The organism is Mucilaginibacter angelicae, from assembly GCF_042434235.1.
Taxonomy (GTDB): domain Bacteria; phylum Bacteroidota; class Bacteroidia; order Sphingobacteriales; family Sphingobacteriaceae; genus Mucilaginibacter; species Mucilaginibacter angelicae.
In genome coordinates this window covers 146129-171320 of the sequence record NZ_JBHLTS010000022.1, presented here as the reverse complement: position 1 = coordinate 171320, position 25192 = coordinate 146129, and the positions used below count along the sequence as shown (strand labels likewise).

Annotated in this window: 19 protein-coding genes; 9 read left to right on the top strand and 10 right to left on the bottom strand. The window is 39.5% G+C overall.

Annotated features, from left to right (window positions below; all coding sequences use genetic code 11):
- Nucleotides 1-131 precede the first annotated feature (131 nt).
- From ACFFGT_RS13030 to ACFFGT_RS13015, 4 genes are read left to right on the top strand one after another with little or no spacing between them, the layout of a single operon-like run.
- Nucleotides 132-839, top strand: a complete 708-nt coding sequence (locus ACFFGT_RS13030; protein WP_377022976.1) for a hypothetical protein — start codon at nucleotides 132-134, stop codon at nucleotides 837-839.
- Nucleotides 840-885: 46 nt separating this feature from the next.
- Complete coding sequence (locus ACFFGT_RS13025) at nucleotides 886-4110, top strand: WD40 domain-containing protein (protein ID WP_377022975.1); 3225 nt, start codon at nucleotides 886-888, stop codon at nucleotides 4108-4110.
- Nucleotides 4111-4161: 51 nt separating this feature from the next.
- Nucleotides 4162-4533, top strand: a complete 372-nt coding sequence (locus ACFFGT_RS13020; RefSeq protein WP_377022974.1) for a tetratricopeptide repeat protein — start codon at nucleotides 4162-4164, stop codon at nucleotides 4531-4533.
- 2 nt (nucleotides 4534-4535) lie between these two features.
- On the top strand, nucleotides 4536-4895 hold the full coding sequence (locus ACFFGT_RS13015; protein ID WP_512700657.1) for a CHAT domain-containing protein: 360 nt from the start codon (nucleotides 4536-4538) through the stop codon (nucleotides 4893-4895).
- 463 nt (nucleotides 4896-5358) lie between these two features.
- Here the strand turns inward: ACFFGT_RS13015 and ACFFGT_RS13010 are convergent, their stop codons facing one another.
- From ACFFGT_RS13010 to ACFFGT_RS12990, 5 genes are all read right to left on the bottom strand, one after another.
- The gene (locus ACFFGT_RS13010) at nucleotides 5359-7287 is read right to left on the bottom strand and encodes a tetratricopeptide repeat protein (RefSeq protein ID WP_377022972.1); all 1929 of its coding nucleotides are present in this window, start codon (nucleotides 7285-7287) and stop codon (nucleotides 5359-5361) included.
- Between the two features lie 556 nt (nucleotides 7288-7843).
- Nucleotides 7844-8482 carry a response regulator gene (locus ACFFGT_RS13005; RefSeq protein WP_377022971.1) on the bottom strand — a complete coding sequence of 213 codons (639 nt, stop codon included), beginning with the start codon at nucleotides 8480-8482 and terminating at the stop codon, nucleotides 7844-7846.
- On the bottom strand, nucleotides 8479-9255 hold the full coding sequence (locus ACFFGT_RS13000) for a sensor histidine kinase (RefSeq protein WP_377022970.1): 777 nt from the start codon (nucleotides 9253-9255) through the stop codon (nucleotides 8479-8481). Before ACFFGT_RS13000 ends, ACFFGT_RS13005 begins: the two co-directional genes overlap by 4 nt.
- On the bottom strand, nucleotides 9219-9830 hold the full coding sequence (locus ACFFGT_RS12995; RefSeq protein WP_377022969.1) for a hypothetical protein: 612 nt from the start codon (nucleotides 9828-9830) through the stop codon (nucleotides 9219-9221). Before ACFFGT_RS12995 ends, ACFFGT_RS13000 begins: the two co-directional genes overlap by 37 nt.
- A 137-nt stretch (nucleotides 9831-9967) precedes the next feature.
- Nucleotides 9968-10768 (bottom strand): hypothetical protein, encoded by an 801-nt coding sequence (locus tag ACFFGT_RS12990; protein ID WP_377022968.1) that lies wholly within the window; start codon nucleotides 10766-10768, stop codon nucleotides 9968-9970.
- A 128-nt stretch (nucleotides 10769-10896) separates the two neighbouring features.
- On the opposite strand from ACFFGT_RS12990, the gene ACFFGT_RS12985 reads away from it, so the two are divergent.
- Nucleotides 10897-11388 carry a hypothetical protein gene (locus ACFFGT_RS12985; protein ID WP_377022967.1) on the top strand — a complete coding sequence of 164 codons (492 nt, stop codon included), beginning with the start codon at nucleotides 10897-10899 and terminating at the stop codon, nucleotides 11386-11388.
- A 967-nt stretch (nucleotides 11389-12355) separates the two neighbouring features.
- On the opposite strand, the gene ACFFGT_RS12980 is transcribed toward ACFFGT_RS12985, so the two are convergent.
- The 3 genes from ACFFGT_RS12980 to ACFFGT_RS12970 all read right to left on the bottom strand — a co-directional run bounded on the left by ACFFGT_RS12980 (nucleotide 12356) and on the right by ACFFGT_RS12970 (nucleotide 18923).
- Complete coding sequence (locus ACFFGT_RS12980; protein WP_377022966.1) at nucleotides 12356-12985, bottom strand: response regulator; 630 nt, start codon at nucleotides 12983-12985, stop codon at nucleotides 12356-12358.
- 70 nt (nucleotides 12986-13055) lie between these two features.
- Entirely contained in the window at nucleotides 13056-15917 is a 2862-nt protein-coding gene (locus tag ACFFGT_RS12975; protein ID WP_377022965.1) for a sensor histidine kinase, read from the bottom strand.
- Between the two features lie 132 nt (nucleotides 15918-16049).
- Nucleotides 16050-18923, bottom strand: coding sequence for a sensor histidine kinase (locus ACFFGT_RS12970; RefSeq protein WP_377022964.1), 2874 nt, complete (start codon nucleotides 18921-18923; stop codon nucleotides 16050-16052).
- A gap of 258 nt (nucleotides 18924-19181) precedes the next feature.
- On the opposite strand from ACFFGT_RS12970, the gene ACFFGT_RS12965 reads away from it, so the two are divergent.
- Nucleotides 19182-19568 (top strand): DUF4430 domain-containing protein, encoded by a 387-nt coding sequence (locus tag ACFFGT_RS12965; RefSeq protein ID WP_377022963.1) that lies wholly within the window; start codon nucleotides 19182-19184, stop codon nucleotides 19566-19568.
- Between the two features lie 380 nt (nucleotides 19569-19948).
- On the opposite strand, the gene ACFFGT_RS12960 is transcribed toward ACFFGT_RS12965, so the two are convergent.
- Nucleotides 19949-20527: a hypothetical protein gene (locus ACFFGT_RS12960; protein ID WP_377022962.1), complete on the bottom strand. Its 579-nt coding sequence runs from the start codon at nucleotides 20525-20527 to the stop codon at nucleotides 19949-19951.
- Nucleotides 20528-20930: 403 nt separating this feature from the next.
- On the opposite strand from ACFFGT_RS12960, the gene ACFFGT_RS12955 reads away from it, so the two are divergent.
- Both ACFFGT_RS12955 and ACFFGT_RS12950 read left to right on the top strand, forming a co-directional pair.
- Nucleotides 20931-21266 (top strand): hypothetical protein, encoded by a 336-nt coding sequence (locus ACFFGT_RS12955; protein ID WP_377022961.1) that lies wholly within the window; start codon nucleotides 20931-20933, stop codon nucleotides 21264-21266.
- A gap of 103 nt (nucleotides 21267-21369) precedes the next feature.
- Entirely contained in the window at nucleotides 21370-22167 is a 798-nt protein-coding gene (locus ACFFGT_RS12950) for a carboxypeptidase-like regulatory domain-containing protein (protein ID WP_377022960.1), read from the top strand.
- 346 nt (nucleotides 22168-22513) lie between these two features.
- On the opposite strand, the gene ACFFGT_RS12945 is transcribed toward ACFFGT_RS12950, so the two are convergent.
- Nucleotides 22514-22741, bottom strand: coding sequence for a hypothetical protein (locus ACFFGT_RS12945; protein WP_377022959.1), 228 nt, complete (start codon nucleotides 22739-22741; stop codon nucleotides 22514-22516).
- 295 nt (nucleotides 22742-23036) lie between these two features.
- Here ACFFGT_RS12945 and ACFFGT_RS12940 point away from each other — a divergent pair, with 295 nt between their 5' ends.
- Complete coding sequence (locus tag ACFFGT_RS12940) at nucleotides 23037-25184, top strand: alpha-L-fucosidase (protein ID WP_377022958.1); 2148 nt, start codon at nucleotides 23037-23039, stop codon at nucleotides 25182-25184.
- Nucleotides 25185-25192: the final 8 nt, after the last annotated feature.

The window sequence follows — 25192 nt, the reverse complement described above, 5'->3', positions numbered from 1 at the left end:
TCGTGGCATTCAATTGTCTCGCGATCGTTTCATGCAAAAACAAACATCTTGAATTAGAGGACCTGTCTCCAAAAGATGTAGATTCCATAACCATTGTAAACAACAACCGGGACCTGGACAGGATAACTGGTATGAGTGATTCTACAAAAGGTTTAGTCAAAGGAAGCATCGGCGATGAATGGAAAAAATATTTTGCCGAATGCCTTCAAAGTGAAATTGATTCAAAAGCTTCATACGTTTCGATGGCCAATACAGACGGACCAGGAGTGTTGATCGATACAAAGCTTGGCTTAAGCCGCAAAAATATTAAAAACGTTGTTCCAGCAAATGTTTATCAATCTTTGATCGACGTTGCCGGTAATACGCCCGAATGTTCAATAAAAGAAGATGACTATAGGCTAATCGGAGGCTTTTTCAAAGTCATCTTATTTAATCTGCTTAAAATCAACGCTGGCGCGGAAAGTACAAAGCTTGATACCATCGTCTTTAATGTTACGTCTTACAAAAAAATATCATTAAAAGGAGACGTACTCGATAGCCTTTATAATGCAAGGGAAAGCAATGCCGCCTTAAAGAGTTTCTTTGACGATTTTTCCAAAAAGAAAGTGAGCCTGATCATTAAAGGTTATGTGATCTCAGGATTTAGTGCAGATATAAAATTTAAAAAACTCGATACGGTCGGATTGACTGCGGCGATGGATTCCGGCCTGGTAAAAAACACGTCTGCAGGGCTTGGTTTCAAATTTAAAAAAGGGAAAAATAATCATATTACCGCGAGTTCTGCCGGCGATTTTATACCCCTGGTGCAATACGCGCGGCTGAAGGATATTAAGGATTGAGAAACATAAATAACGCCTAACGTAAACCGCTATTTACCTTTAATGAGTGAAAATAACATTAAGCATCCTGCTGTTTTTTCTCTGTTCAGATTTTACGGTAGCCCAGACTACAGACCAGATTGAATTGCTGTTGCCCGTGAGCCATAAGTATGCCATCCAAAGATTGGCCCTATCAAATAATGGCAGGTATTTTGCCACAGGGGCCAACGATGGCTATATAAAAGTATGGGACGCACGCGAAGCCAGCCTGCTGTTTACTTTGGGCGAAAATACTTTAGATGGGGTAGGTGTAGGCTCATTGTGTTTTACCCCCGACAGCAAATACCTGCTTTCAGGGTTATTGAATGTTTATGTTTGGGACGTGGCCACCGGCCAGCAAGTAATGGAACTGAAAGCCTTTAGCGGGGCCTATTGTTATACTATCGACATTTCAGCTGATTCCAAAACAGCGCTTGTTGGTTGTGGAGCCCCAAGCCTTTGGGATATTGCGTCAGGTAAGCTGTTGAGAAAATATGAGCAGCCGGGTTTAATAAGGTGCTTGAAGTTTTCAAAAGACGGCAGCAGATTTATCGCCGGCTGGAATGATGGGGTTGTGCGTTTATTCAACTCTAATTCGAGTACTGTTGTTAAAGAGTTTAAATTAACTGATAGGAAGATATCATCTGTTTGCTTCTCAAATGACGACAGCAAGGTCATTTTCGCTGATGAGGGCGGTACGATTTATCTATGCGAAGTCAGTTCAGGTCGATTAATAAACTCATTTAAGGGGACTGCGACGTGGGATAAATCGATTGTTTTTACGCCCGACGGTAACTCGATCATGGTAGCCAATGGTCAAAATGTCCAAAAAATAAATGTCAATAACGGGAATAGTAAGATCGTTCTTGACAACGAAAACTTAAATGACATCGCCTATTCAGCAGATAGGAAACGCGTGCTGGTACCTGTAAAAGGTACGGAGACCTTATATGGGGCAACCGATGCCAAAATAATGGACCTTGAATCAGGAGAATCGGTAAAGGAATTCAGAAACAGGTTTTCCTCGTTTCGGGAGCTCCGTTTTTCACCGGACAATCAAATGCTGGCTACCGTAGTTAACCGAAGGGAGATCAGGATCATTGATCTTTCGAATATCACCGGTTTTAGGGCTATTTACAGTGATTTTGTGGGCTACCTAAACTTTTCTCCGGATAATCATTATTTGATATTCGGCCATGGAGGCTTATCGAAGAATTTTTTATCTGTCGTGGACCTTTCTAACCTGAACACCGTTAAGGAGCTCGAGATGGATGGCGTCGTTTCGTCAACAGCTTTTTCATCAGATGGTAAATTGATGATCGTTGGGTTGATGTCAGGGGAAGTTGTGATCATTGACCGGTCTATCTGGTCGGTAATCGCCACTTTTAAAGCAATAACCGATGCCAGTAATAGGGTTTATTTTTCAACGGATAACAAACAGGTACTATACGCAACTGCCAGTATGCTTGACGTTGTTGATATAGCGGGCAAAAAGAGGGTGTGGTACTATCCTCACGATGTACCACTTGATGAGCAGAAATTCCCAAAGGTTGATGTTAGAAATTGGGACCCGGAAGCACGTACGTTGATCGAATTATTTAGAAATGGTGGATTATCCCATCGGGAAGTGATCTCTAAGGACGGCCATTCAATATTTATTTCCCGCGACGGGCCGCTCTTTATAAAAAAGGATATGGAATCCGGAGCAGTTATGAGCTATAAAGGGCATCAGGGAAAAATTTTATTTATTTCGCCGTCAAACAACAACAAGCTTATTGCTACAACCGCCGATGATAATTCGATACGGATATGGGACAGTTCATCCGGGAAAACGCTTGTATCTTATTTCGCCATCGATTCGGCGGACTGGTTTTGGATTACTCCGGACAACTACTATTATTCTTCCAAATATGCTTCCCGGGTAGTTAGCTTTCGGAAAAACAAACAAATATACCGGTTTCAACAGTTTGACCTGGAATTAAACCGACCGGATCTTGTCATGAAAAATATTGGCTTATCTTCTGACAGCCTGGTTTTGTTCTATAGTCAACTGGTGGAAAAACGGTTCAGAACAATGGGTCTGAAGCCTGGTGATAATTTAGTTAGTTTTAGCGTACCAAGTTTAGATATTGCCAATATCGACGCTATACCAGACATCACTGATAAACCCATTGTCAGTTTAAACGTGAAAGCCACAAGTGCCAATGAAAACCTTAAAAAAGTTAATATTTGGGTAAACGGCGTACCTGTATATCATACAGCTCTTGAAAAAAACAAAGAGGTTTCGGGTTTAAGCTTCAATGGTTGGTTCAATGTGCCTCTTGCAGAGGGAAAGAACCTGATTGAAGTTTCGGCATTTAATCAATCAGAAAAGGAATCGCTAATAAAATCGATATCGATAATCTACACTCCTGTCGTCAAGCGAAAACCAGATCTGTACATCGTTTCAATAGGCGTATCTAAATACAAAAATTACCCTGATTCTAAACTCAAATATGCTGATAAGGATGCCAGAGATATTGTACGTAAATTCCGGACTTCAACGCTTTTTGGCAAAATTTATTCGGATACACTAACTAATACCCTTGCTAATAGGACTAACATTCTTAAAATAAAGAATTTGTTTTCGAAAGCCAGGCCGGACGATGTCGTTATATTAAGCTATTCGGGACACGGGCTTATAGATGCCGGTCGGGACTTTTATTTTGCCACCAATACAATTAACCTTGACAGTGTAGCAGCCACCGCAGTTAGTTTTAAAGAGATGGAAAGCCTTCTGGACGATATTCCTTCTTATAAAAAAATGTTGTTGATAGACGCTTGCTATTCAGGAGAGGTTGATAAGGAGGAGGTAAGAGCTATCCTTGCGAAAAGTGATTCAGCAAAATCCTTAAGTGTTAGCGATGCGAAACCAATTATTCCACATAATGCTTTAAAACTGGACAAGCAAAGCACCTTTGAATTAATCAAGGAATCATTTTTGGATTTAAGAAGAAGAACCGGAACGGTTGTGATATCCTCATCCAGTGGTGTCGATGTATCCTATGAAAAAGATAAATGGCAAAACGGCCTTTTTACCTATGCTGTATTGCACTCGTTGGAGAATATCAAAGAAACAGATCTCAATGGAGATGGCTTGTATGTTTCTGAACTGATACCCTTTGTCTTAAAAACTGTCAAGGATTTATCAGGAGGGATTCAGGTACCTACGATACGGGAAGAAAATATTGATTTTGATTTTAGGATTTGGTAGCTGGGGAAAACCTGTAATTACGCTTGTCAGGGCTATTAGAGATGAGTTTTTTTGAAAACATCAAATATGCAGCGCATGAAATGGCATTTTCTGAGCATAATAGTTGGCTTTAGCCTCTTTGGCAATACACAGGTACGGGCGCAATCCTGGGACGAGCTTACTGACCAATTCGTAGACTCATTCAAATCTGGACATTACCGTGACGCGGAAAAACTTGGGCAGCAAGCATTGTCTGCAGCCGGCAAGCTATATGGTCAGGATCATTTAAATTATGCAACTTCCGCTTATTATCTGGCAAGGGCGGAACAGCAGTTGGGTAATACCCGTTTAGTCGAGCCATTATTATTGAAGTCAATCCGATGTTATATACCGGACTTTTATTCGCCGGAGCGAGTGTTACCCTCAACCAAACGCCACCATTAACGGTGGACGAGAAATCGGAAGATGGCATTCTTACCGGCTTTGAAGCAGAAAACCTTGACTTGCGACAAACGGCCTTGGTAGTGCTTTCGGCTTGTGAAACCGGACAGGGCGACTTGATCAGAAACGGTGAGGGTACATATAGTCTACAAAGAGCTTTCAGAACCGCTGGCGCTGGCGCAGTCCTTTATAGTATGTGGCGGGTAAATGATCAGGTTACACAGAAATTAATGACATGCTTTTACAGAAATTGGTTAAAAGGTGAAAACTTACACATTGCCTTACGCCACGCTCAGCAGGATATTCGCCTTACCTATCCCGATCCTTATTATTGGGGCGCTTTTGTTTTATCGGCAGAACCATAATATGTGCAAAAACATGATAATGCATGCTTTTGTATGCACATAAAATCGATAAGCTGGTTTTTGGACATACCGCAATTTTCAGATTGGTATGGTATCGTTTTATGTCAGTCTGAATTTTGAAAATTTTCCATAAAAGTTTCATAAATGGACGAAGCCGAAGGTGATTTGATGGCCAAATGGCTGAGATTCTGATCGGTTATGTCATCTGATAATGTCATCCTTTTTAGTTCCGTCAATCTGATTCGATAACAATTGATCGTTGTGAATTATTACGTCAAAATGTAAATCACTAAATATAAATTAATGCTGATTGTTACCCACAAGTAGTTTAAAAGCCCATCTAATTTTTTTTGCCCATTATGATGGTACTACCTGAACTTTTATGGTTTTTGGCGATACTAATTTTGCTGAGTACCTCCAAGAACATAAAGTATTGATAAGCTTAAATTTTTCATAGGGCTTCCTACCTGTTTGAAATTTCATTTGTTGCTTGATTTTTAATAAAGACAAAATCTCCTCCTTCATCCCCCGAGTTTTTTATAGAGTTATATTGTGGTACATTGTCCGACCCGTTTTGTACCGCCTTTATAAGGCTGTGAAAAAGTCCTTCTCCGGTAAGATATTCTTCTTTATTTTCTTTCAATCTCTTTATCACATAATATAAAAATACGCTTTTATCGGGTACGGGTTCCAGATTACCGCTGGACATTATACGGCGGCTGGGATCTTTATAGATATTTTTAATGTCCCGCGGAGCATCGCTTGGCAAGTCTCTAAACAGGGCGCCGCCAAAACAAGCGTCAACAATGATAAGTATATGCTTCACATTTCCCAATCCTAAAGCTAACGTTATATCGTCGCTGTTTATGTAAGTAAATATATTTGCATTCTCAGCAGATGATGGAATCAAAAAACCGCGATTTTCACCACGGGGATTCTTTTTGAACGTACCATGGCCAGAATAGAAAATGAGCAGATTGTCAGTTTCTTTAAGAGTATTGCATCTATTGGCAATGGCTGAAAGTATATCCTCTTTTCTCCGGTTAAAAATGGTATCTATATTTGAGGAAGAAAATGAATAGTATGTCTCTAATACTTGTTTTAGTTTGAGTGCATCATTAACTGGTTGGTAAAGCCTTTTTATGGATTGATCTTTGTAATTTTCCTCTGCTATTAATATGGCAAAAAATTTAGGAGGAGTATTGCTGTCGTCAAAAAACGAGTGCTGTGATGAGGCTTGATTATTTCTCGGTTCAATAGTTCGTTTAACGCTTGTGTCTTGAATTTCAACTATATTTCTAATAGCCTTGCTTACTTCTGGTTGATTTGGCTTGATAACCAATGCTTGGCTATAAGCAACCAGGGCCTCCTGGAGTTTGTTAAGCTTAAACAGGGTATAACCTTTTAGTGCTAAAAAATTCGCATAGCTTGTTTTAGACTCTTTGTTGATGTTGTTTTTTAAAGTATTAATATTATAAGCCGTTTCTCCTGTTTCAAGTTCAACTAAAGCCCGTGGATAATCATCGTCTTTCAGATAAATTGTGGCCGCATTTAAATAATACTTATAATATTCCCACCCTGTGCCCTCTATAAAACCTTTTACTTGGTTCGTCCTGTATTTTTGATAATAATCGTTGGCTTCTCCGAACCTGTTTAAACGGATGAGAGGCACCAATATATTTAATAGTGCATATTCGTTCAAAGGGGCTATCCTTAAGGCGTTAGTATAATCAATTACAGCTTGTTCGTAATTTCCTTTGTTAAGGTAGGCATGCGCCCTTATGACATAAGCATTTACATATTTCGGATCTAATTCGATGGCCTTGTTGCAATCAATGATCGCCTTATCATTGTTTCCTTTCTCATCATACGCGTTGGCCCGGTTGTAATATGCAATTGCGTACTTAGGATCCAGTTGTATGGCTTTATTATAATCAATGATAGCCTGATCGTAACTGCCGATGGCTTTATAAACACTGCCCCGATTGTTGTAAGCGTCTACATATGTAGGGGCCATTTTAATAACCTTATTATAATCAATGATAGCTTGATCGTAGTTCGCTTTGATCTTATATGCGTTCCCGCGATTGAAATAAGCGTCTAAATATACGGAGTCAAGTTCAATGGCCTTATTATAGTCAATGATAGCCTGATCATAGTTCGCTTTGAGTTGATAGGCGCTACCTCTAACGTAGTAGCCCCGTGCGCTTCCCGGATAAAAAATTAAAGCTCTGTTGCAATTTTCTATGGATGAGTCAAGTTGCCCTTGCTGAGATTGTTCAATTGCTAATTTTATTGACTTATCTGCTTTGATTTCTTGTGCGCTTGTAAGCAACGGAAATCCAATAAAAAATAAATAAAATATCACTGATTTTTGGCTAATTGCTTTCATTACAATCAAATTAAGATCAATATTGATGAGTAACTGAGAATGAGATATAATTTTTTTTTAATTTAAAAAAAATATATATGTTTTCATAAGTTTTTTTAAATTAAAAAAATGATTATCAGTCTGTTGTGTTATTAAGAGAATGGCTAAATCGTAATCGCGATTGTATGTTAGAAATGGAAAATCTGTCAAAGGTTATTCAAAATTTGGCCGGATTGAGGTTAAGCAGATTATACGTTTAAGTAACTTATTATATGTGATTTCAGTTCTTATAATTATTATTATTTGTACATCTGGTCTTTAACATTATCAATGCGGTTGGAATGAGCATTACAGTTGGGATGCCACATAAGTTAACGAACAGCGGTGCAAAATCCTTGATGTCTGAATTAAGTGGTATTCTGACCGTTATTGTAATTGACTTTGATTTTATCCAGCCAGATCAAATAATATTGTTGAAAAATAAAATGAAGGGGTTTCTTAGCGGAGATCTGCTTTTTTTCCATTGAGTTAGCCAATAGGTGAAGTCATGATGGGGCTGAAGAAATCATCGGTACTTTTAAATTTTAAAAATTTGTTTCTGAATAGCATACAAAACAATTCCCGTACGTGATTTAATATTCAGCTTTATAAACAATGATTCACGGTAATTATCTATTGTACGGGGGCTAATTGACATCACATCTGCCATTTCCTTATACGTAAGCTCTGAGCAACATAAGCGCATAAACTCCAATTCTTTGGTGGTGAAAATGTTTTGTTTAAGCGGGCTTGCGAGGCTTTTCAGCAGCTTTCCTGAAACCAGGTCGTTAACATAAGTTCCTTTCTGATAAATTATTTTTATGGCTTCCAGTAAATCTGCTGGTTTTGTTTCTTTTACCACATACCCCCCGGCACCGCATTTTAACATGCCTATTACAGCTTCATCTTCCTCCAGCATGCTCAACGCCAGGATATTTATTTGAGCGTAATTTTGTTTTAACCACTTAGTTGCTTCATACCCGTCCATTTCGGGCATATTGATATCCATTAATATTACCTGGGGCAGTTTTTTATTAAGTATGTATTCCTGCATTTGCAAGCCGTTTTCTGCTTCAAAAACCACCTGTAGCTCATCGAATTCTTTCATCAGGGAAATCAATCCCTTTCTGAAAAGCGTATGATCATCAACAATGGCAATTTTTATGGTAGTGTTCATGGATATGGAATATACAATGTGATTTTTGTGCCCGCTCCCGGCGATGAATCAATTTTTAATTCGGCGCGGATGGCAGCGGCTCTTTTAACGATATTTTTTAATCCCATCCCGGCAGAAGCCAAGTTGTTAATTTCAAAATTGAAACCTTTACCATCATCTGTCACAGACAGCTTAATTGAATTTTGCAAATAATCTAACATGATGACAATTGTTTTCGCTTTTGCATGTTTAACAATATTATTGATCGCTTCCTGCAAAATCCTGAATATGATCAGATCTTTATCCTGGTTAGGTATGTCGGGTAAATCTCCTTTCAAATATTGAACGTCAAATTTACCGGTTCTTTCCAGCCAGGCTATCTGATATAGTATTGCCTCGTTCAATCCTGCTGATATGAGTTGATCTCCCTGTAATAATTTACCTAACTGCCTCATATCTTTTATGGAGCGGTTGGTGAGGTCTAAAGCGGTACCTATCTTTTCCTGTGCCTTTTCCGTTTTGCTGATCTCTACGGTTGAAAGTGTAAGTGAAATCAGGCTTAACAATTGCCCGATGTTATCATGAAGGTCTGCACCTATAGTTTGCATAGTATGTTCCTGGACCTCATATTGAGACCGCAGGAGCAAGTTTTCAAAGCTGGCCAGATCAATTTTGTGCATACGCTTGCGGTTATGGTACAAAACCGCCGTAATGATGACTATAGACACCAATAGTATAAAGAAAACACTGATCAGACCTATTGAATTAATAATCTCTTGTTGTGGTGTAGACATATAAATCTAATGTTTATGCACACATATTGAATTAAATTCAGTGGACCGAGAAAATAAGCGTACGATTGCGTTGCCTGTGTTTTACTGATGGTTAAAATCATCGGGTAAAATACCAGTATGACAAATACACCGCTGTTAAATATTAAAACGCCTACGCCTACCCAGAAATCAGGGTGCTGGTAAATCGGCAGGGGGATATCGTCATCTATAATGAATAATAAATGGGCATAAACAATTATGAGCAGCGTACTTTCAATTTCTATATTTCTGGTGATGAACGGCCTGTTCTGAATTTCGTTATGAAATACCAGCCAGGCGCAACCCAAACTAACAATGACAAAGAGTATGACTGATAATTTTACCCAGTGCCTGATCTTGTTCACCCCTTTTGCCGACCAATAATACATGCAGAATAATGTATATTCTGTAGCACTAAATATATCATACAAGAATTTGAACCCTGAAACTTTGTTTATCCACTTCATCAACAACTCAAACAAAAGTGTCGCGGCAAACAAAACCAACAGATAAACAGCGCTTTTATCGCCTTTGCCAAACCAGTAATAAGACAGCATTGCCCCTGTTAAAAGGAGGCCATAATAAAATAGGTCAACGATCGTAAACATTTGTGAGGAGGGTGGTTGTCTAACGATAAATATAAGATAAATATTCATCAATAGTAATAACCACCTCCCACAAACCGGCCGAACATCTAATATGGCTTAACCCCTTTAGCAATATTCAATAAAACAAAACAATCCTGCAGGTTATCCGCCGTTTCCTTTTCTAATTTTTTTTGATACGGCGGACTCATATACTCTCCGGTTAAAGAATTCATGGTTACATTTTCAACAGCCGGTATGCCATTCATCGCAGGCAATATACTGTCGGTCGGCTCAACTGATGAAGGGGGGATTTCTTCGGTGATTGCCAGCTTTTGATTTTCATCGCCATTATCTGTGTCACTTTCTGAATTGGGTTTGGCAGGCTCTGTATATTTTACCTGCGGAGTTTTGTAATTCAGATCATATCCATTAGCATCGACACCTACCACGACCATAGAGAAATGGGATTCATCTTTTTCATTTTTATAGCACAGGTATCCTCTCAGGCCTTCGCACTGTGGCTGGCTTAACAATTTTAAGATAAAATTCTTGTCTACGGTAACGCCGTAATACATATCACGCAGCTCTACAATAAAATCCTTCGCTGCGTTATACCTTTCTTTAAGACCATCAAGATCAAGACTGTCGATATTATCCGGCCCGATCGCCGTATTACAGGCATCGACCAGATTGTGGATAAAATTTACTGCAAGGTTAGCGGTAATAGGACGCCCTATGGGTTTGGCATCATAACCCGGCATGGTTATACAAAAAACTTGTTCATAAATTATCATATCCTCGTATGACGAGGGATCGTCTGTTGCAAGCTTTCTTACGCTTGTTTTCCAATTCGTGTTGGATAATTCTTGTGTCGCCATTGTGTGTGTTTTTTTTGCTAAAGTCCTCATTTATAACAGTACTGACAACTGTTTTATACCCTTAGTAATACCGTAAAAATACCCTGCGCCCTCTTCGTGATTACCGGTAAAGGAAACATACACTTATGCCAACATTTGTATCAAAATATTAAATCAAAATGAAAAATTATTTAAAACTTCAACTCGCCTCAGTTACTACTGCTGCGATTGCGATGATCTTATTACCGTCTTTCAGCTTAAAAAAGGACGAGCCGATTTTGTTAAAGGTCATTTTTGTGACCCATACAAACAATGACGATAAAGACCACGACACCTGCATCTTTGTTGACGTCAAGACTGCCGACGGACAAACGCAAATTGCTCATGTATCAAATGCCGACTGCGGCCCTTCAGACGGCACCCAATACAAGGACGACTCAGACCACCAGTTTGAACTGCAGTGTGATGGTGTAGGAATGGCCAAATCGGCATGCAAACACTTTGTTGTAAATATTCACCAGGAAACACATGGCGGAGCAGGTCACGATACCTGGAAGTTTAATGCAAAAGTTATCCTTCAGTTTTCTGACCACACCAATATGGTGGCAGAAAAAGGCGGAATAACTTTAGTCAATAACAATGCCTCAGCACCGGAATTTTCAGCACCGTGAATTAAATCCGTCAACATCCATGAAATATCTGTAATAACGTTTTTGCCACGCGGAGCACTAATGGCTCCGCGTTGAAAGTGCCTATGGGATATAACAGGGTATAAATAAGATATTTAAATCGGATGGGCTGATTTATAAATTTAAACAAGAATCATAATCACACCTTATTATTACAAACGCATCATCTGATGAAAACAATGCTGGATGAAAGACTATCCACCAATACGTCTTACACCCATTTGAACTATAAATGGCTTGTTAAATTTAAGTCGGTAACGGCATCAAGGGTAAGATTACGGGTTACTTCGGGCAAAGCATGTTTAGCCATTCATACTTTTGGTATTTATAAGCATGCATCAATATTATGAAAGCCTGATTGTAACAAACATTCAATGGCCATCCGTTCGCTCCGCTAAATCACACAGGTAAGCGGGTATTGGGTTGCCCTTACTATCAGGCATTTAATTTTCATGCCCGGGCTTCTCCGCCCGATGCTGTGTAGCCTTGCTGTAAAGAAAACAGACAGGATATATGCCGGATAGCGATAATTTCTATTGTTATTGTAAAAAAAGCCCCAAAGCGCTCGCCGCCGGGACTTTTACCTAAACCTTATCACATTGAGACTTAGGTAAGCCTCAGATGATCAAATATGCATATTTAATCTTTAATTAAGGAAGTTTTAATTAGAAAAATCACAAATTTACAGTGAGGCAGGCTTTGCTGCATTTGGCGCTTCAACTCCGGTTCCTGATATAAATCAGGGATGTATGGAATCGACTTCAATGACTCCAGGGCGTTTAAATACAATAAGTACTAAACGCAACCGGGAATCAGCGAATTTATAAATGATAAGGTTTAGGTTTTAAAATCACTAACAGGTAAGTTATTTTAATATAACCCTTTAGTTATTTTATATCGCTAAATTAGCTTTAACCTTCAACCCCTGCAATACTGAAAAAGTGGTATATCAAATTGCTCGGAATTTATTAATCGCTTCTACTTTATTTTGTACCTGCAGCTTGATATAGGTATTGCGAATGTGTTTTTTTACGGTACCTGTAGTAATTTCAAGGCGATCGGCAATTTCTTTGTACTGCAGGCCGCGCGCCAAATGGTTAAGTACTTCTACCTCACGTTCTGTCAGGTTTTCGGTGGCAATGGTGGCGGGTTTTGCTGCAGCAGTATTAAATGATGCTATCACCCTGCGCGAGATGTAGGCGCTCATGGGCGAGCCGCCTGCTGCAATTTCAGTAATTGCATTTCTGATCTCATCGGCCGATGATTCTTTGAGCATATAACCTGTTGCACCGCTCTTCAACGATTCAAAAATATTGGTATTATCGTCGTTTATGGTACATACTAAAAACTCGGTATTGGGTAGCAATGGCTTAGCCCGTCGTATAAATTCAATGCCCGACATGCCTTCAAGGTTTATATCAACTATAAATACATCCGGTTTAAGCTGGTTTATCTTTTTTAATACGGCTTCGGCATTAGTATATGATCCCATCAAACTTACGCCGCTCATATCATGAATAATCTGTTCCAGTCCGCGCCGGTAATGTAAATTATCCTCTAACAAAATTATCTGGAGCATGCTTGCGGTAAATATAAAATGCTAATTTCTTAAATTATCCCGGCTTTCTTTATACCTATTATGGGGTAGTTTAAAGGTTCAGTTTAAGACTGATGGATGTGCCTTTGCCAGGTGCTGTATCAATTTTCAATTCGGCATTCAATCTTTTTGCACGTGCATAAATATTACGGATACCCATGGTTTCATATTTGCGAAGATCAGGGTCAAAACCCCGGCCGTCATCACGGATACTGATATACAGCCGGTTTTTATAAAGGCTGATTTCCAGAAACGCGTTTTGCGCCTCCGAATGTTTGACAATATTATTTAAAGCTTCTTTCACAAGGAGGTATACCTGTCGCCTTTTTTCGCCATTGATGGTAATTGCAGTTTCGCCAACCGAAGTACTTTCATGAAGGTGGATATTGCTGAAATCAAATATTTTAATGGCTTGTTTATGAATAAAATTAGCCAGGTTACTTACCTCGTCGTTTTCGGAATCAAGACTCCAGATAATTAACCTCATCTGGGTAGATATGTCTGTAATAGCTTCATGAATGGCGTCTATTTCTTTAAAAGCAGGCTGATCGGCCACTTTCCGGCTTAATAGTTCGGTTCGCAGCTTAATACCCGATATACTTGCCCCCAAATCATCATGCACCTCACTGCTGATACGCTGGCGTTCGCGTTGCAGGGCAAGCGCGTTTTCATAGTCCTTTTTTTGCAATCCGATGATAGACTGGTAATATTTTCGTACCAGCAAAAAAACTATGACTATAGCGCTTAAAACAGCCATAACCTGCAACCATAGTTGCTGATACCATAACGGCATAACGGCAAACTTAAAAATAAGCGACGAACTCAACTGGTTAAAGCGGTCGGCAGCCACCGCTTCTAACTCATAGTTTCCGGGAGGCAGCAGGTCAAACCGTTTTTCGCCGGACGGCGCTGCGCTCCAATTTTTGTCGACCCCCTTAAGCCTGAACCGGTATTGTATTTTACCCATGCTTTTGTAGGATAAGGCTACACAGTTAAATACAACAGGCTGGCCGTAAGTAAAGCTGTTTTGGTTTCCGGATATTCCATCGTTAATTATTACCGGCCTCGGCAGGTTGGCGTTCCCTAAATTTTGAGTAACAGCTATTCCCTGGTCTGTGGCTATATAGTAATCATGGCCGTTCCGAACAGCATCCGCAACGTTGTCTGACGGGAGCCCGTTACTGGTATTGAGCAAACTAACCCGGTAATTCTGATAGTTATTACTAAAGCTGATAATGCTTACACCATTTGCAGTACAGGCCCATAATGTATTGGCATCTGTCCAGATCAATTTGCGGATATCGCCAGAAGATATGGTAGGCGAGTTAAATTGAATAATCTTTTTGTCGACCCATAAAAACACGCCTTTAGCTTCGGTGCCTATCGCGCATGCCTCGTTATTTGATGCCAGGCATTTAACAACGTCTATCCGTTTGTCGGGCAATATTTTGGTATAATAGCCACTGGTTTTACCGTTAGGTGTAAATTTATATAAGCCGTAAAGTGACCCTATCAGTATGGTGTTTTTATACCAGGCAAGAGATGTTAGGCGTAAATTTTCAAATGCATAACCCTGCAGATTCTTAAACTCATTTGACATTGTAAGAACTGAATTTTGCGAAATAAAGCACAAGCTATCAGACTGTTGGGCAATTCCCTTTATAGGGCCAAAAAAACACTTTACAGGGTGCCACGATAATGGGTTATTATTGGAAACATCTAATCCAAATATGCCATTATCGGTACCGATCATAAGCCTGTTGCCCGGAATTGTGACCAGGCTGGTTATCCGGTTAAAATCAGACCTATCCTGCTTTATAGATATGCTGCCTATTGGGGGGCTGGGGTTTACACCAAGTTTAATGTAATTAAGTACACTTAAAATATGCCCGGTAAACAGATAGCCACCCGCAATGCCCAGCTTTAAAACGTCCTCATTGGCCAGCCCACTTTCTTTGTTAATGACTTTTACTTCGGGGTTGGTACTTAAAAAAAAGCCTTTGTCGTAACTACCAAACCATAAATTATTTTCCCGGTCAATAACCGTAGCAGTAGTGATGTTATTATTAAGATAATTTTTCCGTTCGCCGGTAAGGTAGTTAATGATGTATGTACCCTGTTTTACCGTTGTAACAGCAACAGTATTTTTACCGGTTGGATAAACTGAGGTAACGTTACCTGCAAAGCGGACTTTATTAAGAGGACTGATCCCGCTTTTTTCTATCTGATAAACCTGTACCCACTCCTTGGTTATCAATAACAAATGATTTTGCTGTAAAGCCAGCCTGTAAGGTTTGGTGTTGTTTTTGGCTGTCACATAGCTTAAATTCCCGCTCGCAAGCTCTTTTTCGAGTATGTTGAGGTCATTTTCAGATAAGATAAGCTCTTCTCCGTCCGGCCCGTAAGTATATCCAATTAAATTTTGCAGGGCATGCGGTCTTGATCTTAATTGCGAAAAATGATAAACTTTGGTACTGAGGGCATAATTTACACAAAGTTCATTATAGCGGTTAAAAAAGAAATTGCTAAAAGGCAACACCCATATTTTTTGTTGCTGATCAAGTTTATGGATAAGCCCGTTTTCATAGTAACAAAACCGGTAATTATTACAGTAAAAAAAGATCCGGTGGTAATTGTCCTCTGCTATCCGGAAACACTCATTACTTTCCAGTCCATCAGCCGAGGTGAAATTTTTAAAATGCTGACCATCAAACCGGCTTACGCCTTTATCAGTAGCGATCCAGATAAAGCCTTTGCTGTCCTGCATTAGATAATTAACCCTTGAGCTGAGCAGGCCATCAGTTGCGCCGTAGTTTTTCAGGTAAACTATCTGATAAGGAATGCTGGCGTACGTGCGCAGGAATAAAAACTGAGTTAGTATTAAAAGTTTTAAAAAGGAGCTTTTTAACGGCATTTTTATCATCTACATCAATTAACATCACTGCCTCGTTGAACAATATACAATTATACGGAGTGTATGGCTTTGTGTTGTATTGTTTAATAAATATGAAACGATAAAATTTAGCCAACCTCGTACATTGCTTCATTAAAGGTTCAGTTTAAAACTGATGGCCGTGCCTTTACCTGGTGTTGTGTCAATTTTCAATTCGGCATTTAATCTTTTTGCACGTGCATAAATATTACGGATGCCCATGGTTTCGAGTTTACGGGTATCCAGGTCAAAACCTTTGCCGTCATCATGAATAGTGATATGCAACTTTTTTTTATAAAGGCTGATGCTTAGAAATGCGTTTCGAGCGTCAGAATGCTTGATGATGTTATTTAAGCCCTCCTTAACCAACAAATATATTTGCCGCCTTTTTTCGCCGTTAATAGTAATAGCCGTTTCACCAACCGAAGTACTTTTGTTAAGGCGGATATCACTAAATTCAAATAGCTTAATTGCCTGCTTATGAATAAAATGGGCAAGATTGCTCACCTCATCGTTTTCGGCATCAAGGCTCCAGATAATTAACCTCATCTGGGTAGATATATCCGTAATAGCTTCATGAATGGCGTCTATTTCCTTAAAAGCAGGCTGATCGTTCACCTTTCGGCTTAATAGTTCGGTTCGCAGCTTAATACCCGAGATACTTGCCCCCAAATCATCATGCACCTCACTGCTGATACGCTGGCGTTCACGTTGCAGGGCAAGCGCGTTTTCATAGTCCTTTTTTTGCAATCCGATGATGGACTGATAATATTTTCGTACCAGCAAAAAAACTATGATTATAGCGCTTAAAACAGCCACAACCTGCAACCATAGTTGCTGGTACCATAAAGGCATAACGGCAAATTTAAAAATAAGAGATGGGCTCAACTGGTTAAAGCGGTCGGCAGCCACCGCTTCTAACTCATAGTTTCCGGGAGGCAGCAGGTCAAACCGTTTCTCGCCGGACGGCGCTACGCTCCAATTTTTGTCGACCCCCTTAAGCCTGAACCGGTATTGTATTTTACCCATGCTTTTGTAGGATAGGGCTACACAGTTAAATACAATAGGCTGGCCGTAAGTAAAACTGCTTTGGTTTTCGGTTGTTCCGTCGTTAATCAGTACCGGCCTGGGCAGGTTGGTGTTGCCTAAATTTTGAGTAACAGCTATACCCTGGTCTGTGGCTATATAATAATCATGATCGTTCCGAATAACATCCGCAACGTTGTCAGACGGGAGTCCGTTACTGGTATTGAGCAAACTAACCCGGTAATTTTGATAATTATTACTAAAGCTGATAATGCTTACACCATTGGCGGTACAGGCCCATAATGTATTGGCATCTGTCCAGATCAGTTTGCGGATATCACCAGAAGATATGGCGGGTGCATTAAATTGAACAATCTTTTTGTCGACCCACAAAAACACGCCTTTAGCTTCGGTACCTATGGCTAATGCCTTGTTATTTGATGCCAGGCATTTAACAACATCTATACCTTTGTCGGCCAGGATGCGTTCCTGTTTAAACTTGCCTTGGTCAATCATAGGGATTAGGGGGGAAAACCGGTACAGACCATAAAGCGAGCCTATTAGTAGCTGGTTTTTGTACCGTGCGATGGAGGTCATGCGGATCGATTCAAACCTAAACCCTACTAAATCCCTAAGGTGGTGTGAAAGTATACCCACAGAAGTGTGCGAAATAAAACCCACGGTATCAGGCCAACTTATGATTCCTTTTATGGGGCCATAAAAACTTTTTTTTGCCTGCCACGATGCTGGGTTGTTATTGGATACATCTAACCCAAATATGCCATTATCTGTACCAATAGCCAGGGAGTCTCCCCGAATCGTGGCCAGGCTCGTTATCCGGTTAAAATCAGATCTGTCCTGCTTTATAGTTAAGCTGCCTATTAAGGGGTTTGGGCTTGCACCAAGTTTCATGTAATTAAGTACACTTAAAATATGCCCCGTAAACAGGTAGCCACCCGCGATGCCCAATTTTAAAACATCCTCATTGGCCAGTCCGCTTTCTTTGTTAATGACCTTTACCTCGGGGTCGGTACTTAAAAAGAAGCCTTTATCATAACTGCCAAACCATATATTATTTTCCCGGTCAATAACCGTGGCAGTAGTGATGTTATTATTAAGATAATTTTTCCGTTCGCCGGTAAGATAGTTAATAATGTATGTACCCTGTTTTACAGTTGTAACGGCAACAGTATTTTTACCGGTGGGATAAACTGAGGTAACATTGCCTGCAAAGCGGACTTTATTAAGAGGACTGATCCCGCCTTTTTTTAACTGATAAACCTGTACCCACTCCTTGGTTATCAATAACAAATGATTTTGCTGTAAAGCCAGCCTGTAAGGTTTGGTGTTGTTTTTGGCTGTCACATAGCTTAACTGCCCGCCAGAAAGTTCTTTTTCGAGTATGTTAAGGTCATTTTCAGATAATAGAAACTCTTCTCCGTTTGGCCCGTAAGTATACCCAACTAAATTTTGCAGGGCATGCGGTCTTGATCTTAATTGCGGAAAACGATAAACTTTGGTACTGAGGGCATAATTTACACAAAGCTCATTATAGCGGTTAAAAAAGAAATTGCTAAAAGGCAACACCCATATTTTTTGCTGCTGATCGAGTTTATGGATAAGCCCGTTTTCGTAGTAACAAAACCGGTAATTATTACAGTAAAAAAAGATCCGGTGGTAATTGTCCTCTGCTATCCGGAAGCACTCGTTACTTTCCAGTCCGTCGACCGAGGTGAAATTTTTAAAATGCTGACCATCAAACCGGCTTACGCCTTTATCTGTGGCAATCCAGATAAAGCCCCTGCTATCCTGCATTAAATAGTTTACCCGCGAACTGAGCAAACCATCGGGCGTGTTGTAGTTTTTCAGGTAAACTACCTGGTATGGAGTATCGGCATATACACCCGAAAATAAAAATAGACTTAATATTAAAAGTTTAAAAAAAGAGCTTTTTAACAGCATTTTATTATTTGTATCAATTTAACATAGCTGCCTTTTTAGCCTTATTCAATAATATGGAGTGTACGGCTTTATGTATTTGTATCAACTGATAAATATAAAAAGAAATGCTATGTAATTAAATAAGCTTGTTCTCATAACGATCATATACAAACTATCCCTTTTTGGGGATAAATGTGCAATCAGTGATTAAAGGGTTCAAAAAAAAGGTTTTTACCAGTTATAAATCCCTAACTTTAAACAACCTAAAACAATCTCAGCATGGTAACAATTACAATTACAGGAGGGCCGAGTGTACAGGTTCCCTGGCAACAAGGCATGAACGGGCAAACAGCAATTGAAGCGGCCTATAATGCCCTTTCACCGCAAAAGAGCTTCACCTATGTATTACAGTATTACGGAAGCCAGCTTGGCTATCTTGTGGAAATGATCAATGGCACCTATGATTCGTTTCTTTCGACCTATGCACCTTATTTTTTCTGGGATTTCATCGTGAATGGAACGGCGTCAAATACCGGCATTGATAATACCACGATCAATGACGGCGATATCATCACATTTACCTATACCACTTATAACGCAATCTCTCATGCAGACACCACGCTGGCAACCAAATTTGCAGCCAAATCAGCAACCATATCAAATTAAGAATGGGGTTGGATCCTGAAGCCATCACTTAGAAAACATAAGCCTCGATTCTGACTTAGAACCGAGGTTTTTTATTCCTCCTTCTCCTCGTTTTGATAATATTCGCCCTTACAGCCCAGTTGCCTGTGGTTACAAAGTTCAGCGATGTTGTAGGTGATGGTAAAATGTTTAAGTTATAGTAAACAAAATGATCTTTGAAGCAGTGAGTGATCTGCTGCCTGAATAGCTTTTGGTTATTGTTTCAATTTAGCGGTTTTATTATAATGTGCTGTTTTTTTGCAATTGTCTTCGGAATTTACTGTATCAAATGAAGTCCTGTTTCAAATGAACCGGATTAATATCTATCGGCTCATTATCTGTAACTATTTGAGATTTTTAAATTAAATACCTTCAGGCTTTAATACATATAGTTGATCTGCCCGAAAATATAACTGATCATTTTCAGGGGAGTCAAACACCATACAGTTAAATAAAGCAAGGCCAAAAAGCAACATGTGCTTGTTTGGTTCAACTTTATCGCTTTGCAAATCTGCTTTCCAGTTACCGTCGGGGTATTTTTGTTTATATTCCGATTCGAATGAGCCCAGCATATTTCTCAAATCGCCATAGTCAAACCAATTAGGTAATGCATAATATCCGGTAAGACGCCCCATTTTATTTCTTAATAAAATATCATTGGGCTTGGCCTTGCCATAGTGAAAATAAAAATATATGCACAATGCACTAAATATAAGCCCTGGTATCAGGTATGTTATCGCATTTCCCATTTGGCTTGCCATGTAGCCCGTGAAGTAATCGTAAGCCATAAATAAAAACCACCCTGCAAACATCAGGCTAAGTATTCTTCCATATACAGCTATCACACTTTTTCCGTTAACTGCAATCTGAAATCCTTTGCGCTTCCTGAATTCTGAGCCGGTCACAAACATTGAACCCACAGGAAAAATGGGAATAAACATAATTGAAAAGAATTTTGATTCGATCCATTGGTTATTAACGCTGGCTATTTTACCGCAAAAGCGTGTTCCGAAGGCAATAAACATTGTGTAAGATTTTTCTAAAAATATAATTTTTACCGCGTGTTATAAAGAAAATAGTTAGTAGTTTAATAACTATTTTCAGACGCGCAACCCGGTTCTTAATTATAAGATTCGGCTTTTTCCGGGAAAATATCCCCGGCAGTGAAAATCTATTGGTGTTATCTGTTTTTATTTACTTCACATTGTAAAAGGCTCACTTTCATTCATTAGGCTTTGGATTTTTCTCAATATCATCTTTGTTATTTGGTACAATAATAAATAACTTTGTTTTGCCCGTAAAAATCAAGGGCAAACAAAAAGCTTAACCTTAACCCTCCTTATCATGACAGAGAACACCCAAAACGCCCAGTCGGTTGATATTAACGAGATGTATCAATATGCCACCAATCTTTTCATTGGCGGAAAAAACACTTACGAAGTTAAAACAGCATTGCTGGAACGCGGCCTTGATGAGGGAAACGCCGACTATATAGTAGAACAGCTTGATCTGCAGATTAACGAGGCACGGAAAGCACGCGCAAAAAAAGATATGCTTTACGGGGCATTATGGTGTGCGGGGGGCTTGATTTTAACCCTGGCACATATCGGTTTCATATTTTGGGGGGCGATAGTTTTTGGCGGGATCCAGTTTTTCAGAGGAGTTATCGCTTACAATTAGTAGGAGATACCCCGGGTTATTGTTAATAAATGTTAAAAGCATACGGGTTAATAATTTATACGTATATTTAGTTAACCTACTTTACCTGTTAACTGAACCCGTCATGAAAACATTGAAACTTACCTCAACAGTAATATTGATGCTCCTGTCAATGAACCTGTTTGCCCAGCGTATTAAAGGAATAGTGATTGATAAAGCTACCTATTTGCCGGTAGCAAACGCTTTTATCAACACACCTGCTTCAAAAAGTATAAGTAATTCGGAAGGGAAATTTGTATTAGTCAACGTAAAACCCGGCGATACGTTAAGGATCAGCAGCATAGGGTATAAGCCATTCAGGCTAATAGTTAGTTTTTTAAAATTTGATACTTTAAGATGTTACATTGAACCGGCTGCAACTGTTTTAAGTGAAGTGAAGATCAGGGCCAGGCGCAATGCTAAAGCCGATTCATTACGCAACCGGAGGGAGTTTGCCTCTGTTTTTGCCTATCGTGGCTCAACCATAAAAGATGCTTTTATAGCACATCCATCTGATCTTGATTTTGGTAAACCCAGTAATCACATAAATGCAGATAAAAGCACTGCAACTATTTTAAGCATCAACCTGCTTTCAGTAATTGACATGCTGGGTAAAAACAAAGCACCACAATCAAAGCTCCAAAAGATTTTGCTGAAGGATGAAGAAGATGATTATGTCGACAGATTTTTTTCGCCGGAAAAAGTGAGTTCCTTAACTAACCTCAAAGGTGATTCGCTGCAAAATTTTATGAACCAATACCACCCCGATATTAAAAAGGTGAAAAAGATGAGCGATTATGATATGGTTAGCTACATCAAAAAAAGCTATGTGGAATACCGCAAATCAGGAAGTAAACAAACAGCGCCGCTTTTTGGAAGATAAAATTGTTTTGTTTGTTAAATGAGATACCCAGGCAATAGCCTTATTATTAGATGGTTTTGTTACCTTTCAATTACCAGGTACTTTTTGTTACAGTTGTAACAAAAGTACCTTTTAACCGGCAGCCAAAATGTTAATAACTTTAACAGTAACGGCCTCCGGATCCTTTGCCCCGTGTTAGTTTGGCAGTTAGGGCAAAATGTTCGGCTATGCCTTTTTTTTGAATGTTCATTTTTAGTATCTAAAATATGCATAACATGAATACAATTAAACCCATTGTATCCTCATAAGCAGGCTTTATTGATTAAATACCCAAAAATAAAAAATGTATTCCTTTTTGGGAATAGTTTTATGAGGCTTTGCTTTTATAAGAAGGGCCTGTAAGCACAGGTGATTTTTTGTTAAACCTATTCCATTCATCAATATTTACCATACCTGGAGCAGTTGCATAATGCCTCTTATTTGTAGGGCAGGTAACCAAAAAACCTTTGCGGCTTTGTTCAATTACCGGGCGTGCACCGCATTCTTTGCAAGGCTCACAATGGATATTGGGTTGGATTTGTATAGGCTCGGACATCTATGTTTTTTTAAAGGTTAAGTAAACCCTTGCCACTGAGCAAGAGGATTTTTTCATTATGAATTAGGGTTTTGGTTGTGTTATTACAAAGATGCACATAATATTTTTATTAAAAAATTGCAATCTGGGAAGATGATTTCACAATTATGTAACACTTTTATTAGTAAAAGTGTAAAACTTGCTCATGTTGTGTACATAACTGTGTAATTGTGCAATTATGGTAAACAACTTTAAGTTGTAAGCTTTTTTGTTTATTAACAACTTTTTTACACATTGGGCCATTGAATTCATCGCTATGAAAAAATATATATACCTCCTGTTATCATTATTAGTTTATAATCATTTTGCGTTTGCGCAGCCACCTTCATCCTCGGTAAAGCAATGGCAGGATCAAAAGTTTTCCATGTTTATTCATTTCGGTGGCATTTATTCGGTTTTGGGTGGTGTTTGGGATGGCAAGCCTGTTACCCGGGGTTTAAGCGAACAGATCCAGTCTCACGCAGGTATTTACAGCGATACTTACGCCAACCTGGCCAAAAACTTTAATCCGGTAAATTGGAATGCCGATAGTATAGCCCTGCTGGCTAAAGCGGCCGGGATGCGTTCTATTGTACTTACCTCCAAACATCACGATGGGTTTTGCATGTTTAAAACAGCAACTACCGATTTTAACGTGGTTGATGCCACTCCATTTAAACGCGACGTGGTAAAAGAAATGGCCGAAGCCTGCAAAAGGCATGGCTTAAGGTTTGGTTTGTATTTTTCGCTGATTGACTGGCATTATCCGCAGGCATCGCCCATATCAAGCCACAATTCTGATTATGTGACGCCCGAACATCATGAATACAATAAAAAGCAGGTGACCGAACTGTTATCAAATTACGGTACTATATCTGAGCTTTGGTTTGATATGGGATCGCAAAGTCCCGAACAAAGTAAAGAACTTAATCAATTGGTACACCGCCTGCAACCCGATTGTATGGTGAGCAGCCGCCTGGGGAACGATCAGGGGGATTTTGCTGTTATGGGCGATAATCAATACCCTGATTATTCCATAGGCGTGGCATGGCAGTCGCCAGCCTCGTTTTTTGACGAAACATGGGGTTACAGGTCATGGCAAAAGCGTGGCAGCGAAGATGAAAAGTATAAAGAAAAACTGGAAAGCCTGATCCGCGTAATTAGCAGGGGAGGTAATTACCTGCTCAATATCGGCCCAAAAGGCGATGGCTCGGTAGTGGGTTTTGAAAAGGATGTTTTATTGAAGATAGGGGCCTGGCTCCATAAAAATGCCGAAGCGGTTTATGGCACCACCGCCGATCCGTTTTTTACCTCTTTTAACTGGGGCAACGTAACCAGTAAACCCAATAAATTATATCTTTTTGTAACCTCAGTACCGGTCGATGGGCTTATTACCTTGCCCGGCCTTGAGGGCAGGATCAATAATGTATCTGTTTTAGGTGAACAACAATCGCTAAACTTTAAACAAACTGCGGATGCCGCTGTGATAACGCTGCCCACAGGTTTTGACAACGAAAAACAGATCAAAGTTATAGCCGTTGATATTGCCGAAGGCTATAAAGTACAGCCAATCCATATTCTGAGCAGTAGTTATGACCACATAAATCTGGATGAGCATAATGCCTATAATTACTACAGCTCATCCGGTATCGATTATAACAGCAATTATCAGAGCACCGTGAAGCAGGCATGGACAATAAAACCAAAGCACAAAGGCAAATACCTGCCTTCCATACAATATACTGACGAAGAAAAAGGGACGGTAGTTGATCTTACCGTTAATAATGTAACTAATACGCTTAAGCTTGATAGCGACAGGCTGATGAAATACAAATCCGACACAGCTAAAATAAAGTGGGGACCGCTGTACATTACCGGGCCATATTCAGCAGGCTTGGGCGGCTTGAATGGTGAAGCGGATAAAATTGATATAGCCAGGCCATATACCAAAGAAACTGATAAACCATGGCAGCGTATGGATAGCTATAAAAACGGCCAGCTTATTGACCTGCCGGCGGGAATGGACAATGCTTACTATATTTTGCAAAACATCAACGCAGGGAAAAGTTTAATATACGCGCAGGTTAAAATTACAAGTGGTGATGGTGTTATTGCATTACTCAATGGCAAGCAGTTACTCATCAACAATAATCCGGGCAAAGCTGCTTCAGTAAACCATGTTGTAAGTTTAATACTAATGCCAGGCAATAATCAGTTGCTTATAAAAGTGTTCAACAACTTTAAAAAGAATATTCCGTTTGCTATCAACCATAGCATTCCGCAAAATATCTACATAAAGGATCTTGACCCGCTGATGCTTGAGGCAAATAAGCTTTACCCGGTAAATTTAAAACTGCACAATCCGGCAACACCGCATCAAACTTTAAAGCTGCCTAACCTTGAAATTTGGTTTGCAAAAAAATAGCGGATTAA

Coding starts and splice junctions, on each gene's coding strand:
- ACFFGT_RS13000 (WP_377022970.1), bottom strand. CDS start 9,255: ATGTCTACACCACAACAAGAGATTATTAATTCAATAGGTCTGATCAGT.
- ACFFGT_RS12980 (WP_377022966.1), bottom strand. CDS start 12,985: ATGCTCCAGATAATTTTGTTAGAGGATAATTTACATTACCGGCGCGGA.
- ACFFGT_RS13010 (WP_377022972.1), bottom strand. CDS start 7,287: ATGAAAGCAATTAGCCAAAAATCAGTGATATTTTATTTATTTTTTATT.
- ACFFGT_RS12990 (WP_377022968.1), bottom strand. CDS start 10,768: ATGAGGACTTTAGCAAAAAAAACACACACAATGGCGACACAAGAATTA.
- ACFFGT_RS12955 (WP_377022961.1), top strand. CDS start 20,931: ATGACAGAGAACACCCAAAACGCCCAGTCGGTTGATATTAACGAGATG.
- ACFFGT_RS12960 (WP_377022962.1), bottom strand. CDS start 20,527: ATGTTTATTCCCATTTTTCCTGTGGGTTCAATGTTTGTGACCGGCTCA.
- ACFFGT_RS12940 (WP_377022958.1), top strand. CDS start 23,037: ATGAAAAAATATATATACCTCCTGTTATCATTATTAGTTTATAATCAT.
- ACFFGT_RS12950 (WP_377022960.1), top strand. CDS start 21,370: ATGAAAACATTGAAACTTACCTCAACAGTAATATTGATGCTCCTGTCA.
- ACFFGT_RS12945 (WP_377022959.1), bottom strand. CDS start 22,741: ATGTCCGAGCCTATACAAATCCAACCCAATATCCATTGTGAGCCTTGC.
- ACFFGT_RS12985 (WP_377022967.1), top strand. CDS start 10,897: ATGAAAAATTATTTAAAACTTCAACTCGCCTCAGTTACTACTGCTGCG.
- ACFFGT_RS12995 (WP_377022969.1), bottom strand. CDS start 9,830: ATGCTGTCTTATTACTGGTTTGGCAAAGGCGATAAAAGCGCTGTTTAT.
- ACFFGT_RS13030 (WP_377022976.1), top strand. CDS start 132: ATGAGTGATTCTACAAAAGGTTTAGTCAAAGGAAGCATCGGCGATGAA.
- ACFFGT_RS12975 (WP_377022965.1), bottom strand. CDS start 15,917: ATGCCGTTAAAAAGCTCCTTTTTAAAACTTTTAATACTAACTCAGTTT.
- ACFFGT_RS12970 (WP_377022964.1), bottom strand. CDS start 18,923: ATGCTGTTAAAAAGCTCTTTTTTTAAACTTTTAATATTAAGTCTATTT.
- ACFFGT_RS12965 (WP_377022963.1), top strand. CDS start 19,182: ATGGTAACAATTACAATTACAGGAGGGCCGAGTGTACAGGTTCCCTGG.
- ACFFGT_RS13005 (WP_377022971.1), bottom strand. CDS start 8,482: ATGAACACTACCATAAAAATTGCCATTGTTGATGATCATACGCTTTTC.